This window comes from Streptomyces yatensis (assembly GCF_018069625.1).
Taxonomy (GTDB): Bacteria; Actinomycetota; Actinomycetes; order Streptomycetales; family Streptomycetaceae; genus Streptomyces; species Streptomyces yatensis.
This window is the reverse complement of sequence record NZ_CP072941.1, coordinates 3018009-3035520: the sequence shown is the minus strand read 5'-3', so window position 1 is coordinate 3035520 and position 17512 is coordinate 3018009. Positions and strand designations below refer to the sequence as shown.

At 70.3% G+C, this 17512-nt stretch carries 13 protein-coding genes; 9 read left to right on the top strand and 4 right to left on the bottom strand.

The features are described from left to right. Positions 1-50: 50 nt before the first annotated feature. The 8 genes from J8403_RS12230 to J8403_RS12195 all read left to right on the top strand — a co-directional run bounded on the left by J8403_RS12230 (position 51) and on the right by J8403_RS12195 (position 11017). A complete protein-coding gene (locus J8403_RS12230) occupies positions 51-968 on the top strand; it encodes a carbohydrate ABC transporter permease (RefSeq protein ID WP_211123217.1) in 918 nt (305 codons plus the stop codon). A 61-nt stretch (positions 969-1029) separates the two neighbouring features. Then, positions 1030-1977, top strand: coding sequence for a carbohydrate ABC transporter permease (locus tag J8403_RS12225; RefSeq protein WP_137967795.1), 948 nt, complete (start codon positions 1030-1032; stop codon positions 1975-1977). Between the two features lie 395 nt (positions 1978-2372). Continuing rightward, positions 2373-3572 carry an ROK family transcriptional regulator gene (locus J8403_RS12220; protein WP_093470552.1) on the top strand — a complete coding sequence of 400 codons (1200 nt, stop codon included), beginning with the start codon at positions 2373-2375 and terminating at the stop codon, positions 3570-3572. 216 nt (positions 3573-3788) lie between these two features. Then, complete coding sequence (locus J8403_RS12215) at positions 3789-4889, top strand: substrate-binding domain-containing protein (protein ID WP_211123216.1); 1101 nt, start codon at positions 3789-3791, stop codon at positions 4887-4889. 131 nt (positions 4890-5020) lie between these two features. Then, positions 5021-5800 (top strand): ATP-binding cassette domain-containing protein, encoded by a 780-nt coding sequence (locus tag J8403_RS12210; protein WP_079059090.1) that lies wholly within the window; start codon positions 5021-5023, stop codon positions 5798-5800. After that, positions 5797-7113 (top strand): sugar ABC transporter permease, encoded by a 1317-nt coding sequence (locus J8403_RS12205; protein ID WP_211123215.1) that lies wholly within the window; start codon positions 5797-5799, stop codon positions 7111-7113. Before J8403_RS12210 ends, J8403_RS12205 begins: the two co-directional genes overlap by 4 nt. A gap of 171 nt (positions 7114-7284) precedes the next feature. Then, positions 7285-9249: a 1-deoxy-D-xylulose-5-phosphate synthase gene (gene dxs, locus J8403_RS12200; RefSeq protein WP_211123214.1), complete on the top strand. Its 1965-nt coding sequence runs from the start codon at positions 7285-7287 to the stop codon at positions 9247-9249. A gap of 274 nt (positions 9250-9523) precedes the next feature. Beyond that, entirely contained in the window at positions 9524-11017 is a 1494-nt protein-coding gene (locus J8403_RS12195) for an amino acid permease (RefSeq protein ID WP_211128212.1), read from the top strand. A gap of 15 nt (positions 11018-11032) precedes the next feature. On the opposite strand, the gene J8403_RS12190 is transcribed toward J8403_RS12195, so the two are convergent. Further along, positions 11033-11440, bottom strand: a complete 408-nt coding sequence (locus J8403_RS12190) for an NTP pyrophosphohydrolase (protein WP_211123213.1) — start codon at positions 11438-11440, stop codon at positions 11033-11035. 69 nt (positions 11441-11509) lie between these two features. Here J8403_RS12190 and J8403_RS12185 point away from each other — a divergent pair, with 69 nt between their 5' ends. Continuing rightward, positions 11510-12556, top strand: coding sequence for a PLL family lectin (locus J8403_RS12185; protein WP_211123212.1), 1047 nt, complete (start codon positions 11510-11512; stop codon positions 12554-12556). A gap of 97 nt (positions 12557-12653) precedes the next feature. On the opposite strand, the gene J8403_RS12180 is transcribed toward J8403_RS12185, so the two are convergent. The 3 genes from J8403_RS12180 to J8403_RS12170 all read right to left on the bottom strand — a co-directional run bounded on the left by J8403_RS12180 (position 12654) and on the right by J8403_RS12170 (position 17452). Then, entirely contained in the window at positions 12654-14792 is a 2139-nt protein-coding gene (locus J8403_RS12180; RefSeq protein WP_211123211.1) for a 3-hydroxyacyl-CoA dehydrogenase NAD-binding domain-containing protein, read from the bottom strand. Next, complete coding sequence (locus J8403_RS12175) at positions 14789-16006, bottom strand: thiolase family protein (protein ID WP_093465335.1); 1218 nt, start codon at positions 16004-16006, stop codon at positions 14789-14791. Before J8403_RS12175 ends, J8403_RS12180 begins: the two co-directional genes overlap by 4 nt. 168 nt (positions 16007-16174) lie before the next feature. After that, a complete protein-coding gene (locus tag J8403_RS12170; RefSeq protein WP_211123210.1) occupies positions 16175-17452 on the bottom strand; it encodes an HRDC domain-containing protein in 1278 nt (425 codons plus the stop codon). Positions 17453-17512: the final 60 nt, after the last annotated feature.

Sequence of the window (17512 nt, the reverse complement as noted above, 5' to 3'; positions counted from 1 at the left end):
GACGCGTCACCGGCGGCATTATCCGTAGGGGAAGACCGAGGTCGGTAGAAATGCAGCATGGGAAGTACCGGTTCATCGCGGGGTTCCTGGCCCTGCCGGTGATCCTTTACGCGGTCTTCGTGATCTCGCCATTCGTCCAGGCCATCTACTACTCGTTCACGGACTGGACCGGGCTGAGCTCCGACTTCAAGATGGTCGGGTTCAAGAACTACAACTGGCTGCTGCACGACGACCTCTTCTGGAAAGCGGTCGGGCACAATGTCGTGCTGCTGCTGGTGGTGCCGCTGGTGACGCTCGGCCTCGGGCTCTTCTTCGCCTTCATGCTCAATGTGGGCGGCCGGGGGAGGAAGAACTCGGCGATCTCCGGAGTGCGCGGGTCGAGCCTGTACAAGGTGATCTACTTCTTTCCGCAGGTGCTGTCGATCGCGATCGTCGCCCTGCTGTTCCAGTTCACCTACAACCCGCGCAACGGCGCGATCAACGCCTTCCTCGGCGGAATCGGCCTGGAATCGCTGCAGCAGCAGTGGCTGGCCGATCCGAAGCTGGCGCTGTGGTGCCTGATGGCGGTGATGGTCTGGAGCAACGTCGGCTTCTACGTCGTCCTCTTCTCCGCCGGGATGAGCTCCATCCCGAAGGACTTCTACGAGGCGGCGCTGCTCGACGGGGCCAACCGGATCAAGACCTTCTTCAAGATCACCCTGCCGCTGCTCTGGGACACGGTCCAGACCGGCTGGATCTATATGGGCATCATCGCGCTCGACGCGTTCGCCGTGGTGCAGATCATGACCGTGGGGCCGGGCGGCCCCGCCGACTCCACGCAGGTCATGGGCTACTACGTCTACACCAAGACCTTCCACGACGGGCAGGCCGGACGGGCCACCACGATCGGCGTCGCGATGCTCATCGTCACCCTGATCTTCGCGGTCGTCGTGACCAGGCTCGGCCGGCGCGAGCGGCTGGAGTACTGATGCCGATCACACCGACCGCACCCGGCCACCGCCGCCCGACCGCCGATCTGGGGGTACCACAGTGACCTCGCACGCAGAGCCCTCGGAACTCCCGGGCGTCACCAAGGAGGACGAGGCGCCGCCCGCCGGGCCCGTCCGCAAGCAGCCCCCGCCGGGCTTCACCCCCGAGGGCCGGCTCGGCAGCGAGGGCAAGGTCCTCAACGTCTTCTCGCACGGCATCCTGGTGGTCTGGGGGCTGCTCGTCACCCTGCCGCTGCTGTGGGCGGTGATGAGCTCCCTCAAGACCGACAAGCAGATCTTCACCTCGCCCTGGGGACTGCCCTCGGCCCTGCACTTCGACAACTGGAGCCGGGCCTGGAGCAAGTCGAACATCGGCGACTTCTTCCTCAATACGATCCTGGTCGTGGGCTGCTCCCTGATCGGCACGATGCTGCTGGGCTCGATGGCGGCATACATCCTGGCTCGCTTTGAATTCCCGGGAAAGCGATTCATCTATTTCATGTTCGTCGGCGGGATGAGCTTTCCCATCATCCTGGCGCTGGTGCCGCTGTTCTTCGTGATGAAGAACATGAGCCTGCTCAACACCTTCCATGGGCTCATTCTGGTCTATATCGCCTATTCGCTGCCGTTCACGGTCTTCTTCCTCACCTCGTTCTTCAAGACGCTGCCGTCCTCGGTCGCGGAGGCGGCCCTGATCGACGGGGCCTCCCATACCCGTACGTTCTTCCAGGTCATGCTGCCGATGGCGAAGCCCGGCCTGATCAGCGTCGGGATCTTCAACTTCCTCGGCCAGTGGAACCAGTACATGCTGCCCACGGTGCTCAACACCGATGAGGACAAGCGGGTGCTCACCCAGGGGCTTGTGCAGCTCGCGGCCAGCCAGCAGTACAAGGGCGACTGGTCCGCGCTTTTCGCCGGTCTGGTGCTGGCGATGCTTCCGGTGCTGGGTGTCTACATCCTCTTCCAGCGGCAGGTCCAGGCGGGCCTGACCGCGGGCGCGCTCAAATAGGGGCAGCCGGAGAGCGCTTTTCGCGGCCCCGTCCTTTCCGTCGCGCGGAAAGGACGGGGCCGTGTGCTGTGGGCCGCCCCGGGGGATTCGTTTCGCCGCGCCGGTCGTACGCTGGCGGGGATATCGCCGCGCCGCCGCGGACCCGCCGGGAGCCGGGCGGGAGGTGTCCGGAGGTGCCCGGGAGCTATCCGGAGCCGGGCGGGAGATACCAGGAGGCGGACCGGAGATATCAGAAGGTGCCGCCGGGCGTCCCGCGACGGTCAGGGACTTGACGTGGGACAACCGTGGCGGCTCAGCTTAGAGTTCACATGTTGGAGACACCGCTGGGCCTCACTGCTGCGGCCCGGCCGGCGGAGCGGCCGTCGTGCCGCCCGCGAAGGCGGGAGTGGATGGGCGTGGAGACTCCGGGATCGCAGTCGTCGCTGCACCGGGCCAATCTCGAGCGGGTGGTCCGTGCAGTGCGGATGGCGGGCTCGCTGACCCAGGCGGAGATCGCCCGGTCCACCGGGCTGTCCGCCGCCACCGTCTCCAACATCGTGCGTGAGCTCAAGGACGGCGGAACGGTCGAGGTCACCCCCACCTCGGCGGGCGGCCGCCGGGCGCGCAGCGTCTCGCTCAGCGGCGACGCGGGCATCGTCGTAGGGGTGGATTTCGGCCATACGCATCTGCGTGTCGCCATCGGCAATCTCGCCCATCAGGTACTGGCCGAGGAGGCCGAGCCGCTGGATGTGGACGCCTCCTCCTCCCAGGGGCTGGACCGGGCGGAGCAGCTGGTCAGCAGGCTGATCACGGCCAGCGGGCTCAGCCAGGACAAGGTGGTCGGCGTCGGCCTCGGCGTGCCCGCCCCGATCGATGTGGAGACCGGCACGCTGGGCTCGACCGCGATCCTGCCGGGCTGGGCGGGCACCAATCCGCGCGACGACCTGGCCCAGCGGCTCGGGGTGCCGGTGCACGTGGACAACGACGCCAACCTCGGCGCGCTCGGCGAGCTGGTGTGGGGCTCCGGCCGCGGGGTCGCCGACCTCGCGTACATCAAGGTCGCCGACGGTGTCGGCGCGGGGCTGGTGATCAGCGGGAAGATCTACCGCGGCCCCGGCGGCACGGCGGGCGAGATCGGCCATATCACCCTCGACGAGTCGGGCCCGGTGTGCCGCTGCGGCAACCGCGGCTGTCTGGAGACCTTCACCGCGGCCCGCTATGTGCTGCCGCTGCTGCAATCCAGCCATGGCGCGGACCTCACCGTGGAGCGCATGGTGCAGCTGGCCCGCGAGGGCGACCCCGGCTGCCGGCGGGTGATCGGGGATGTCGGCCGGCACATCGGCAGCGGGGTGGCCAACCTCTGCAATCTGATCAATCCGAGCCGGATGGTGCTGGGCGGTCAGCTCGCCGAGGCGGGGGAGCTGGTGCTGGGCCCGATCCGGGAGTCGGTCGCGCGGTACGCGATCCCCAGCGCGGCCCATCAGCTGTCGGTGATGCCCGGGGCGCTCGGCGGCCGGGCCGAGGTGCTGGGCGCGCTGGCGCTGGTGCTCAGCGAGATGGGAGATTCGACGCTGCTGGACGGTGCGCTCTCGGCGGGGGCTCCGGCCCTCACCTGACCGCCGGATCGCGGCCGTTGGCCCCGGTCTTGCCTGAGCGGCTTTGTCCGGTCACGCTCCGTCTATCCGGCCTGTCCGGCTGCGTTCACTCAGATAACGAATGGCACCGTTGCCATCTCGTTAAGGATTTACTTCTTGACGCCATGCGGGCGGCCGAGTTGACTTCCAGCCACCTCGGCCGCAATGACGCGGCCTCGTCAGGGAGGTCACCCCCAAATGAACGCAACGATGCGTCGCGTCGCTCTTGCTGCTTCTGTCGTGTCGATGACCGTAGCCCTCGCCGCCTGTGGTTCGGCGAAGGAGGCCGACAGCGACAAGAAGGACGAGAAGAAGAAGACCGGTCCGCTCACGATCGGGCTCTTGCTGCCCGAGGACCAGACGGCCAGATACGAGAACTTCGACCGGCCGTACATCACCAAGAAGGTCAAGGCGCTCTGCGCGGAGTGCAAGATCCTGTACGTCAACGCCAAGTCGGACACGTCGGTTCAGCAGCAGCAGGTCGACTCGATGATCACCAAGAAGGTCGACGCGCTCATCCTCGACTCGGTGGACTCCAAGTCCATAGCCTCCTCGGTCAGGAAGGCCGACGAGGCCGGGATCCCGGTCGTCGCCTACGACCGGCTGGCCGAGGGCCCGGTCTCCGCGTACACCTCGTTCGACAACGAGACGGTCGGCAAGGTCCAGGGCCAGGCGCTGCTCGAGGCGCTGGGCGACAAGGCCAAGAGCGGCAAGATCGTGATGCTCAACGGCTGGGAGGCCGACCCCAACGCCGCCCTGTTCAAGAAGGGCGCGATGTCCGTCCTCCAGGGCAAGGTGAACGTCGGCAAGTCGTACGACATCGACCGCTGGCTCGCGGACAAGGCCAACGAGGCCATGACGGGCGCCATCTCCTCCCTCGGCAAGAAGAACATCATCGGCGTCTACTCGGCCAACGACAGCATGGCGGGCGGCGCGATCACCGCGCTCAAGAGCGGCGGCTTCAACCCGCTGCCCCCGGTCACCGGCCAGGACGCCGAACTCGAGGGTGTGCGCCGGGTCGTCACCGGCGAGCAGTACATGAGCGTCTACAAGTCCTACCTGGACGAGGCCGCCGCCGCCGCGGAGATGGCCATCGCGCTCGGCCGCGGCGACAAGGTCAACGAGTCCAACACGGTCGACAGCCCGACCAACAAGGACATCCCGGCCACGCTGATCACCCCGATCTCGCTGACCAAGAAGAACATCAAGGACACCGTCGTCAAGGACGGGAACTACACGGTTGCCCAGATCTGCACCGCCAAGTACAAGGCGGCGTGCGACGAGGCCGGTCTGAAGTAGCGGCGCGGGGCCGTCCGTCCCTTGCGGACGGCCCGCCCGCCCCCTGACACACCCCCCAACCCGAGGGGAGAGCGCGCTCTCCCCTCCGTCACACAGCAGGGATCTCCCTGCCCGGAACGGAGCTGGCCATCGTGCCGAACGGACCCGTGTTGGCGTTGCGCGGGATCTCCAAGCGGTTCGGCGCCGTCCAGGCGCTCACCGACATCGATCTGGAGGTCCACGCCGGTGAAGTCGTCGCCCTGGTGGGCGACAACGGCGCCGGCAAGTCGACCCTCGTCAAGACCATCGCCGGAGTCGGCCCCGCCGACGAAGGCGTCATCGAGTGGCAGGGCAAGTCCGTCCAGGTCACCCGGCCGCACGACGCCCAGGGACTGGGCATCGCGACCGTCTACCAGGACCTCGCCCTCTGCGACAACATCGACGTCGTCGGCAACCTCTTCCTCGGCCGCGAGATCCTGCGCGCCGGGGTGCTCGACGAGGTCGAGATGGAGCGGCGCTCCCGTGAGCTGCTGCAGACCCTGTCGATCCGCATCCCCAGTGTGCGGATCCCGATCGCCTCGCTCTCGGGTGGCCAGCGGCAGACCGTCGCCATCGCCCGTTCGATGCTCGGCGAGCCCAAGCTGGTGATCCTGGACGAGCCGACCGCCGCCCTCGGTGTCGAGCAGACCGCGCAGGTCCTCGACCTGGTCGAGCGGCTGCGCGACCGCGGCCTGGCCGTCATCCTCATCAGCCACAACATGGCCGACGTCAAGGCCGTCGCGGACCGCGTCGCGGTGCTGCGGCTGGGCCGGAACAACGGCATCTTCGATGTGAAGACCACCTCTCAGGAAGAGATCATTTCCGCCATCACCGGCGCCACGGACAACGCCGTGACCCGCCGCAAGGCGCGTAGCGGGGAGGTCGCGAAGTGACCACGAACGTCGACAAGACCAACGGCGGTCCGTCGAACGGCGGCAACAAGGCGAGCGGCCCGGCCGACGTCAACCCCGTGGCCAAGGACGCGGTCACCGTGGTCGACCCCCGGCTGCTGGTCCGTCAGGAGGGCTTCAAGGGCTATCTGACGGAGTTCGGCCGGAAGATGCGCAGCGGCGACCTGGGCGCGGTCCCGGTCATCGTCGGCATCGCCATCATCTGGGCGGTCTTCCAGGCGAAGGACAGCGCCTTCCTCTCGCCCAAGAACCTCTCCGACCTCTCGATCCTGCTCGGCGGCACCGGCATGATCTCGGTCGGGATCGTCTTCGTGCTGCTGCTCGGTGAGATCGACCTGTCCGTCGGCTCGCTCAGCGGTCTGGCGGCGGCCACGTTGGCGGTGCTCAACGTCAACCACGGGGTGCCCGAGGGGATCGCGGTGCTCGCCGCGCTCGCCAGCGGCGCGGTGCTCGGCGCGCTGCACGGCTTCTTCTTCGCCAAGATAGGCGTCCCGGCCTTCGTGGTGACCCTGGCCGGTCTGCTGGCCTGGAACGGTCTGATGCTCCAGGTGCTCGGCACCACCGGCACCATCAGCATCGCGGACGACAGCTTCGTGCGGGATCTCACCGCCCACTACTTCAGCCAGCTCATCGCCGCGTACGGGGTGGCCGCGCTCGCGACGGCGGGCTTCTTCCTCGCCCAGTTCCTGGACAGCAGGCGCCGTAAGGCGGTCGGTGTGCCCTCGCGGCCGCTGAGCGAGATCCTGGTCCGCACCGGCGTGCTCGCGGTGATCACCTTCACCGCGGCCTGGCGGCTGAACGAGTACAAGGGGCTGCCCCTCGCCCTGGTGATCTTCGTGGCGGTCCTGGTGATCCTGGACTTCGTGGTCCGGCGCACCTCCTACGGGCGCAAGGTGATCGCCCTGGGCGGCAGCGTCGAGGCGGCCCGTCGCGCGGGCATCAACGTCGTCGCGATCCGGATCTCGGTCTATTCGCTGGCCGGGCTGATGGCCGCCTTCGGCGGCATCATGATCGCCTCCCGGATCGGCTCCGCCAGCCAGCAGGCCGGCACCGGCAACCTGCTGATGGAGGCCATCGCGGCCGCGGTCATCGGCGGCACCAGCCTCTTCGGTGGCCGGGGCTCGGTCTGGTCGGCGCTGCTCGGCATGCTGGTCATCGGCTCGATCTCGTCGGGGATGAATCTGCTGGGCGTCGCGAACTCCGTCCAGTACATGATCACCGGTGGCGTGCTGCTGGCCGCCGTCGTCATCGACTCGGTGTCGCGCAGGACACAACGGTCCGCGGGTCGCGGCTGACCCGCAGGTCTCACCCGGCTGCCCGGTGCCTCCACGGAGGTGCCGGGCAGCTGTCTGAAAAGAACACGCGTGACGGACATCGCATGGGGGGAGGTCTGCGCCGGAGGGCGGAACATTAGACTCGGGCGGACCGGCAAGCTCCATGGAGACGCTCGAAGCAAGGAGGCACGGGTGCTGCTGACCCGCATCACGGGACCGCGCGATCTGGACCGGCTCACTCCGGAGGAGCTGGACCAGCTGGCCGCGGAGATCCGCTCCTTCCTCGTCGACGCCGTCTCCAAGACCGGTGGCCATCTCGGCCCCAATCTCGGCGTGGTGGAGCTGACCATCGCCCTGCACCGGGTCTTCGAGTCGCCCCGGGACAAGGTGTTGCTGGACACCGGGCACCAGTCCTACGTCCACAAGCTGCTCACCGGCCGCCAGGACTTCTCCAAGCTCAAGAGCAAGGGGGGTTTGTCCGGTTATCCCTCGCGGGCCGAGTCCGAGCACGACGTCATCGAGAACAGCCACGCCTCGACCGTCCTCGGCTGGGCCGAGGGGCTCGCCAAGGCCAATGAGCTGCTCGGCAAGCAGGACCATGTGGTCGCCGTCATCGGCGACGGCGCGCTGACCGGCGGTATGGCCTGGGAGGCGCTCAACAACATCGCCGCGGCCAAGAACCGGCCGCTGGTCATCGTCGTCAACGACAACGAGCGCTCCTACGGCCCGACCATCGGCGGCCTGGCCAACCACCTGGCCACCCTGCGCACCACCGACGGCTATGAGCGCTTCCTGGCCCGCGGCAAGGACCTGCTGGAGCGCACCCCGGTGGTCGGCAGGCCGCTGTACGAGACGCTGCACGGGGCCAAGAAGGGGCTGAAGGACTTCATCACCCCGCAGGGCATGTTCGAGGACCTGGGGCTGAAGTACGTCGGCCCGATCAACGGCCATGACATCGAGGCGCTGGAGTCGGCGCTGCAGCGGGCGAAGCGTTTCGGCGGCCCGGTCATCGTGCACTGCCTCACCGAGAAGGGCCGCGGCTACCAACCCGCCCTGCAGGACGAGGCGGACCGCTTCCACGCCGTCGGCAAGATCCACCCGGACACCGGGCTGCCGATCTCGGCCTCCGGCGCCGACTGGACCTCGGTCTTCGGCGAGGAGATGGTCAAGCTCGGCGAGGAGCGCGAGGACATCGTCGCGATCACGGCGGCCATGCTCCACCCGGTGGGACTCACCGAGTTCGCCAAGCGCTTCCCGGAGCGGGTCTACGACGTGGGCATCGCCGAGCAGCACGCGGCCGTCTCGGCGGCGGGGCTCGCCACCGGCGGGCTCCACCCGGTCTTCGCCGTCTACGCCACCTTCCTCAACCGCGCCTTCGACCAGGTCCTGATGGATGTGGCCCTGCACAAGTGCGGGGTGACCTTCGTACTGGACCGCGCCGGTATCACCGGCACCGACGGGGCCTCGCACAACGGCATGTGGGACATGTCGCTGCTGCAGGTCGTCCCGGGCCTGCGGATCGCCGCCCCGCGCGACGCCGACCAGGTCCGCGCCCAGCTGCGCGAGGCCGTGGAGGTGGAGGACGCGCCGACCGTGGTGCGCTACTCCAAGGGCGCGGTGGGCCCGGCGGTCGCGGCCGTCGGCAGGATCGGCGGCATGGACGTGCTGCGGGAGCCCGCGGCGGCCGACCGCGAGCGGCCCGATGTGCTGCTGGTCTCGGTGGGCGCGCTGGCCCCGATGTGTCTGGAGATCGCCGACCTTCTCGACAAACAGGGCATTTCCGCTACGGTGGTCGACCCCCGCTGGGTCAAGCCGGTCGACGAGGAGCTGCCCGCCCTCGCCGAGCGCCACCGCGTCGTCGTCACCGTCGAGGACAACAGCCGGGTCGGCGGTGTGGGCTCCGCCGTGGCCCAGGCGCTGCGCGACTCGGGCGTCGACATGCCGGTGCGCGACTTCGGCATCCCGCCGCGCTTCCTCGACCATGCCTCCCGTAAGGAGGTCATGGCCGAGATCGGGCTGACCGCACCGGACATCGCCCGCCAGGTCACCGGGCTGGTCTCCAGGATCGGCGGCCGCTACGGGAGCGAGTCCGCCGACGCGGGCTCCCGGAGCGCCGATGTGACCCGGTCGACGACGGCCGAGCCGGTGCGCGACTGAGCCACCGGTCCGCCGCCCCCCTTTCCGCCGCCTGGGCCGGCCGGAGCCTCCTGCTCCGACCGGCCCAGCGTGCGTCCCCCGGGCCCGCCCCCATCGGGTGAATCGGCCGGGGCTTCGGGGGTGCGCACCTCCCTCCCGCCCGGTTGGCAGAACCATGGGCGCCCACGGGGCACGGGCAGGCGTGGAGGTGGCATCGGTGAGCGAGCGGGAACCCGAGGGCCGCTCCGGCGGCGGCACTGGTGGCGATGGCAGCCGTAAGGCTCGGCCGGACTATCTGCGGACGAAGTCGATCGAACAGTCCATCGAGGACACCGAGGAGCCCGAGCACGCCCTGACCCGGTCGCTGTCCGCCCTGGACCTCACCGTCTTCGGCGTCGGCGTGATCATCGGGACCGGTATCTTCGTCCTCACCGGGGCCGTCGCCAAGGAGCAGGCGGGCCCCGCGACCGCCCTCGCCTTCGTCGTCGCGGGCATCGTCTGCGCACTGGCCGCGCTCTGCTACGCCGAGTTCGCCTCGACCGTGCCGGTGGCCGGATCCGCGTACACCTTCTCGTACGCCTCGCTGGGCGAGCTGCCCGCCTGGACCATCGGCTGGGACCTGGTGCTGGAGTTCGCGCTCGGCACCGCCGTGGTCGCGGTCGGCTGGGCCGGCTACGTCCGCTCGCTGCTGGCCAACGCCGGCTGGGAGCTGCCCGCCGCCCTGTCCGGGCCCGACGCGGCGCACGGCTTCTCCTTCGACGTGCTCGCCGCCGTGCTGGTGCTGGTGCTCACCGTGATCCTGGTCCTCGGGATGAAGCTGTCGGCGCGGGTCACCTCGGTGGTGGTCGCGGTGAAGGTGGCCGTGGTGCTGCTGGTCATCATCGCGGGCGCCTTCTTCGTCGACCCGGCCAACTACCGCCCCTTCATCCCCGAGGCCAAGGGCACGATCTCGGGCTCGGGACTCACCGCCCCGCTGATCCAGCTGATGTTCGGCTACCAGCCGACGACCTTCGGCGTCGAGGGCATCTTCACCGCCGCCGCCGTGGTCTTCTTCGCCTTCATCGGCTTCGACGTGGTGGCGACCGCGGCGGAGGAGACCAGGAACCCCCAACGGGACATGCCCCGGGGCATCCTCGGCTCGCTCCTCATCTGCACCGTGCTCTACGTCGCCGTGTCGATCGTGGTCACCGGGATGCAGAAGTACACCCGGCTGACGGTGGACGCCCCGCTCGCCGACGCCTTCAAGGCCACCGGACACCCCTTCTACGCGGGCGTCATCAGCTTCGGCGCCGCGGTCGGGCTCACCACGGTGTGCATGATCCTGCTGCTCGGCCAGAGCCGGGTGTTCTTCGCGATGAGCCGGGACGGGCTGCTGCCCAGGGTCTTCTCCCGGGTGCACCCGCGCTTCGGCACGCCCTACCGCTCGACGATCCTGCTCGGCACGCTCATCGCCGTCGTCGCCGGGTTCACCAGCATCTCCCAGCTGGCCGCCCTGGTGAACATCGGCACCCTCTTCGCCTTCGTCGTCGTCGCGCTCGGCGTGCTGATCCTCCGCCGCACCCGGCCCGATCTGCCCCGCGCCTTCCGTACGCCCTGGGTGCCGGTGCTGCCGATCGTGTCCGTGGCCGCCTCGCTGTGGCTGATGCTCAATCTGCCCGCCGAGACCTGGGTGCGGTTCGCGGTGTGGATGGCCATCGGCTTCGTCGTCTACTTCCTGTACGGGCGCCGCCACAGCCGGGTGACCGAGGCGGGGACGCGCACGGAGCAGGGCCCGCGCGGAGCCGCCTGAGCGGGTCCTGCCGTCCTAGGACGAGCCGTCAGGGCGGACCGACCGGGGGCCCGTCACCTGCGCGCCCAGCGCCCTGACCCGTGCCCGCAGCCCCTGGTCCGCCGTCACCACCAGGCAGGGGCGGCCTTCGTCGCGGGCCGCCACCACCCGCACGATGTGGTCGTCGCCGCTGCCCGGCGCGTTCTCCACTCGTACGCCCTCCACCGGCTCCACACCCCGCGCCGCGCCCTCGACCACCATCACGATGTCCACCGGAGGCCGGGTGGCCCAGTCGGGCACACCAGGGCGGTCGGGGAGCCCGGTCCTGGCGAGGACGGCCAGCCGGTCGCGGAGCCGCTCGGCGGCGCCGCGGCGGTCACGCCACCAGCCGTCGGGGACCGAACCGATCACGTTGGCGGCATCGACCACCACAAGTCCATCCATAGTCCAGGCAAATTACTATGGACATCGTTCGATCAGGTGGACCAACTCGGGGAAGGTTGGCAGCGGGCCATGGCGTTGCGGTTGCTCCGCGGCAAGGACGACAGGCTCACAGCCTATGCACTGGTGGCGGGCGGTGTGGCGCGCTGGACGGAAGACCGGCCCGGAGGGCCGGAGTGGACGGGCCCCTGGCTGATCGAGGCCGTCGGCCTGGTCAGCCTGACCGTCGCTCAGAGCGCGGAGGGGTACGCGCATCTGGTGGGGCTTCGGCGCCGCCCGGGCGGCGCGGGCGAGCCGGCGCGCGTGGACGTCGTCCACGCCACCCAGTTCCAGACCGGCCGCCCGCTGACCGCGTGGCATTCGCTGGGCACTCCGCATCCGAAAGACGCCCGTAAGGCCGAGCGGACCGGCGCGCCCGCCATGGCGGTGGACTCCTCCGGCGCCCTGCGCGTCTTCGTCCGCAACGCCGGGGGCGGGGTGAGCGCGCGGCGGCAGGACCCCAAGGGCACCTGGGAGCGCTGGACCGACTGGAAGGGCACCCATGTGCTGGGCGGCCTGTCGGCGACCGCCACCGCCGACGGCCGGCTCGAACTGCTCGCACCGGCCGAGAAGGGCGCCGCCCTGCGCTGGTACCAGCCGGGGCCCGGCGCCGCCCCGAAGCGGGGCGAGGACGTCCCGGCCGACGCCCGGCCGGATTCGGCGGCCGTGGTGGAGACCAGCCCCGGCACCCTCACCCACTACTGGCGCGACGCCGGCAGCGGTGAGCTCATGGCCTGGCGGCCGGACTCCCCGGCCCCCGCGCCGCTGGGCGGGGCGACGGGCACCGGCCCGGTCGCCGCGGTGCGCGCCGTGGTGGACGGTCACGACTGCACCGTCCTGGCCCACCAGGACGCCGGGCGGCTGGCGGTCGCCGCCCACCCCAGCGAGGACGAGGCGGCGGGCGTGTGGTGGACGCCCTCGGGCGAGCAGGGCGCCCACACCCCGGCGCTGGCGCTGGACGGACAGGGCCGGGTGGTGCTGGCCGCGCTGGGACTGGACGGACGGCTCCTGGTGGCCCGTCAGAAGACCGACGAGGCCGGGCTGGCCCTGCGGGCCTGGAACCGCGTGGGAAGCGGCTGAGCGGCCCGCCAGACCCGCTCAAGGGCTGAACACGGCGCGAGCGCCGGGCGGGACCGATTCCTCGGCCCGCCCGGCGCTCGGCCGGACCACTGTCGCGTTACGCCGGGACGCTCGCCACACCCTGAGCCAGGAACGTCTTCCCGTTCACCCGCTCCGAGACGCCCTCGCGGTCCAGGTACGGCGTGATGCCGCCCAGGTGGAAGGGCCAGCCCGCACCGGTGATCAGACACAGGTCGATGTCCTGCGCCTCGGCCACGATGCCCTCCTCGAGCATCAGGCCGATCTCCTGCGCGACGGCGTCCAGCACCCGGGTGCGCACCTGCTCCTCGGTGAGGACGGTGTCGCCCTGCTGGAGCAGCGCGGCGACCTCCGGGTCCAGCTCCGGCTTGGCCGAATTGCCGTCGGCACGGACGTAGAAGCCGCGCTTGCCCGCCTCGACCACGCGCCGGAGGTTCTCCGAGACCGTGAACCGCTCCGGGAACGCACCGTGCAGCGTCTCGGAGACGTGCAGGCCGATCGCCGGGCCGACCAGCTCCAGCAGCACCAGCGGGGACATCGGCAGGCCCAGCGGCTCGATGGCGCGCTCGGCGGTGTCGACCGGGGTGCCCTCGTCGATGACGTTCTGGATCTCGCCCATGAAGCGGGTCAGGATCCGGTTGACCACGAACGCCGGGGCGTCCTTGACCAGGACGGCGGTCTTCTTCAGCTTCTTGGCCACGCCGAAGGCGGTGGCCAGCGCCGCGTCATCGGTCTTCTCACCGCGGACGATCTCCAGCAGCGGCAGGATCGCGACCGGGTTGAAGAAGTGGAAGCCCACGACCCGCTCGGGGTGCCTGAGCTGGGACGCCATCTCGGACACCGACAGCGAGGAGGTGTTGGTGGCGAGGATGGCGTGCTCCGGCACGACCGCCTCGACCTCGGCGAACACCTTCTGCTTGACGCCCATCTCCTCGAAGACGGCCTCGATGACGAAGTCCGCGTCGCCGAAGGCGGCGGCCTTGTCCAGCGAACCGGTCACCGCGGCCTTGAGACGATTGGCCTTGTCCTTGTTGATCCGGCCCTTGAGCAGCAGCTTGTCGATCTCGCCGTGGACGTAGCCCACGCCCTTGTCGACCCGCTCCTGGTCGATGTCGGTCAGGACGACCGGCACCTCCAGCCGCCGGACGAACAGCAGCGCCAGCTGCGAGGCCATCAGACCCGCGCCCACGACGCCCACCTTGGAGACCGGGCGCGCCAGCGACTTGTCCGGGGCACCGGCCGGGCGCTTGCCGCGCTTCTGCACCAGGTTGAAGGCGTAGATGCCGCTGCGCAGCTCACTGCCCATGATCAGGTCGGCGAGCGCCTTCTCCTCGGCCTCGTAACCACGGGCGAGGTCGCCGTTGCGCGCGGCGTCGATGATCTCCAGCGCGCGGTAGGCGGCCGGGGCCGCCCCGTGCACCTTGCCGTCGGCGATGGCGCGGCCGCGCACCACGGCCTCGTGCCAGGCGTCGCCGCGGTCGATCTCGGGCCGTGCGACCTCGATCTCGCCCTTGAGGACGGAGGCGGTCCAGATCAGCGACTGCTCCAGGAAGTCCGCGCCCTCGAAGATCGCGTCCGCGATCCCGAGGTCATAGACCTGCTCGCCCTTGAGCTGCTTGTTCTGGTTGAGCGAGTTCTCGATGATGACCGAGACCGCGCGGTCGGCGCCGATCAGGTTCGGCAGCAGGGTGCAGCCGCCCCAGCCGGGGACCAGGCCCAGGAACACCTCGGGCAGCGAGAAGGCCGGCAGCGCGGCGGAGACGGTGCGGTAGGAGCAGTGCAGCCCGACCTCGACCCCGCCGCCCATCGCCGCGCCGTTGTAGTACGCGAAGGTGGGCACGGCGAGTGCGGAGAGCCGCTTGAAGACGTCATGGCCGCCCTTGCCGATGGCCAGCGCGTCCTCATGGCGCTTCAGCAGCTCCACGCCCTTGAGGTCGGCGCCCACGGCGAAGATGAACGGCTTGCCGGTGATGCCGACACCGGTGATCTCGCCGTCCGCCGCCTCCTTCTCGACCTGGTCGATCGCGGTGTTGAGGTTGGCGAGCGAGGCCGGGCCGAAGGTGGTGGGCTTGGTGTGGTCCAGGCCGTTGTCCAGCGTGATGAGCGCGAAGCGGCCCGCGCCCAGGGGGAGATCGAGGTGGCGGACGTGCGCCTGCGTCACGACCTCGCCCGGGAACAGCTCTGCCGCCCCCTTGAGAAGCTCTGCGGTGTTGGTCACTTGTTCCCCTCGAAGTGCGGGTTCTCCCAGATCACGGTGCCACCCATGCCGAAGCCGATGCACATCGTGGTGATGCCGTAGCGGACCTCCGGCTGCTCCTCGAACTGCCGGGCCAGCTGCGTCATCAGCCGGACACCGGAGGAGGCCAGCGGATGGCCGAAGGCGATGGCGCCGCCGTACTGGTTGACGCGCTCATCGTCGTCCGCGATGCCGTAGTGGTCCAGGAACGACAGGACCTGGACGGCGAACGCCTCGTTGATCTCGAACAGGCCGATGTCCTCGATCGACAGACCGGCCTTGGCGAGCGCCTTCTTGGTCGCCGGGACCGGGCCGTAGCCCATCACCTCGGGCTCGACGCCCGCGAAGGCGAAGGAGACCAGGCGCATCCGTACCGGCAGGCCCAGCTCCCGGGCGAAGTCCTCGGAGGCGACCAGCGAGGCGGTGGCGCCGTCGTTGAGCCCCGCGGAGTTACCGGCGGTGATCCGGCCGTGCGGGCGGAACGGGGTCTTCAGCGAGGCCAGGCCCTCCAGCGTGGTGCCCGGGCGCATCGGCTCGTCGGCGGTGGCCAGGCCCCAGCCCAGCTCGCCGCCCTCGGGGGAGGTGCGGCGCACCGAGACCGGCACCAGGTCCTGCTGGATCTTGCCGTTGGCGTACGCCTTGGCGGCCTTCTCCTGGCTGCGCACCGCGAACTCGTCGGCGCGCGCCTTGGTGATGTGCGGCAGCCGGTCGTGGAGGTTCTCCGCCGTCATGCCCATGAACAGGGCCGACTCGTCGACCAGCTTCTCCGAGACGAAGCGGGGGTTGGGGTCGACGGCCTCGCCCATGGGGTGGCGGCCCATGTGCTCGACGCCGCCCGCGATGACGGCGTCATAGGCGCCGAAGGCGATGGATCCCGCCGTGGTCGTCACGGCCGTCATCGCACCGGCACACATCCGGTCGATCGCGTAGCCGGGGACCGACTGGGGCAGCCCGGCCAGGATGCCCGCGGTGCGGCCGATGGTGAGGCCCTGGTCGCCGATCTGCGTCGTCGCGGCGATGGCCACCTCGTCGATGCGCTCCGGCGGCAGATCCGGGTTGCGGCGCAGCAGCTCCCGGATGCACTTGACGACCATGTCGTCGGCGCGGGTCTCATGGTAGATGCCCTTCGGGCCCGCCTTGCCGAATGGGGTCCGGACGCCGTCGACGAAGACGACGTCCCTAGCGGTACGAGGCACGTTGGCTCTCCTCCAGGTGCGGGATGGCACTGCTGCGGGCACGCCCGGGGCGCGCCTCACCACCTCATGCTACTTATGAGTAACCAAGCTGCCCAGTCCTCACGACCGGAGGGTTGAAGGTCACAGCCGCGGGCCGGCGGCAACCGCCGCCGGTCCACGCGCGTCACATCAGGCCGGCGTCGCCAGCAAGGCGGCCGCCAGCACCGGGGTCACCTGGTCGATCTGCCAGGGACGGGCGCCGTGACCTGCGAGAACGGAAGCGACCGCATCCGTCGTCGGCTCGGCGGGCGGTTCCCAGCACAGCCGCCGGACGGTGTCCGGGGCGATCAGGTTCTCCTGCGGAAGATTCAGCCCTTCGGCCAGTTGGGTGACGGCCGCACGCGCCGCGGAGAGCCGCGCCGCCGCGGCCGGGTCCTTGTCGGCCCACGCCCGCGGCGGGGGCGGACCGGCCACCGGTTGGCCCGGCTGCGGGAGGTCGGCCTCCGGCAGTTCCCGCGCCCGGTCCACCGCGGCCTGCCACTGCTCCAGCTGGCGCCGGTTCATCCGGTGGCCGAAACCGCTCAGCGCGGCCAGCGCCCGCACGTTCGCGGGCAGGGCCAGCGCGGCCTCGACGATGGCCGCGTCGCCCAGCACCTTGCCCGGCGAGACATCGCGGCGCTGGGCGATCCGGTCCCGGGCCGTCCACAGCTCGCGCACCACGGCCATCTGCCGGCGTCGCCGGACCTTGTGCATCCCCGACGTCCGCCGCCAGGGGTCCTTGCGCGGCGGGGCGGGCGGGGCCGCGGCGATGGCCGCGAACTCCTGATGCGCCCACTCCAGCTTGCCCTGCCGCGCCAGCTCCTCCTCCAGCGCGTCGCGGAGGTCGACCAGCAGCTCGACATCGAGCGCGGCGTAGTGCAGCCAGGGGTCGGGCAGTGGGCGGGTGGACCAGTCGACGGCGGAGTGGCCCTTCTCCAGGGCGTATCCGAGGATGTTCTCGACCATGGCGCCGAGCCCCACCCGGGCGAATCCGGCCAGCCGGCCCGCGAGTTCGGTGTCGAAGATCCGGGCGGGGATCATGCCTATGTCACGCAGACAGGGCAGATCCTGGGTCGCGGCGTGGAGGACCCATTCGGCGTCGGCGATCGCGGCGCCCAGACCGGAGAGGTCGGGGCAGCCGACGGGGTCGATCAGTGCGGTCCCCGCTCCGGCCCGGCGCAGCTGGACCAGATAGGCCCGCTGCCCGTAGCGGTAGCCGGAGGCGCGCTCGGCGTCGACGGCCACCGGGCCGTGGCCCGCGGCGAAGGTCGCGATGACCTCGGCGAGCGCGTCCGCGTCGGCGGTGACGGGCGGGATGCCCTCGCGCGGCTCCAGCAAGGGGACCGGCGCCGGGGGGAGGTCGTCCGGAGGAGCGCCCCCGGTGGTTCGCAGTGTCGTCTCTGCTGCGGTCTCTTGGGCGTCGGTCACCTGTCAAGGGTAGCTGTGTGCGGCGAGTACGCAGGGCGCCCGTCGACGGAACGTTCCGTC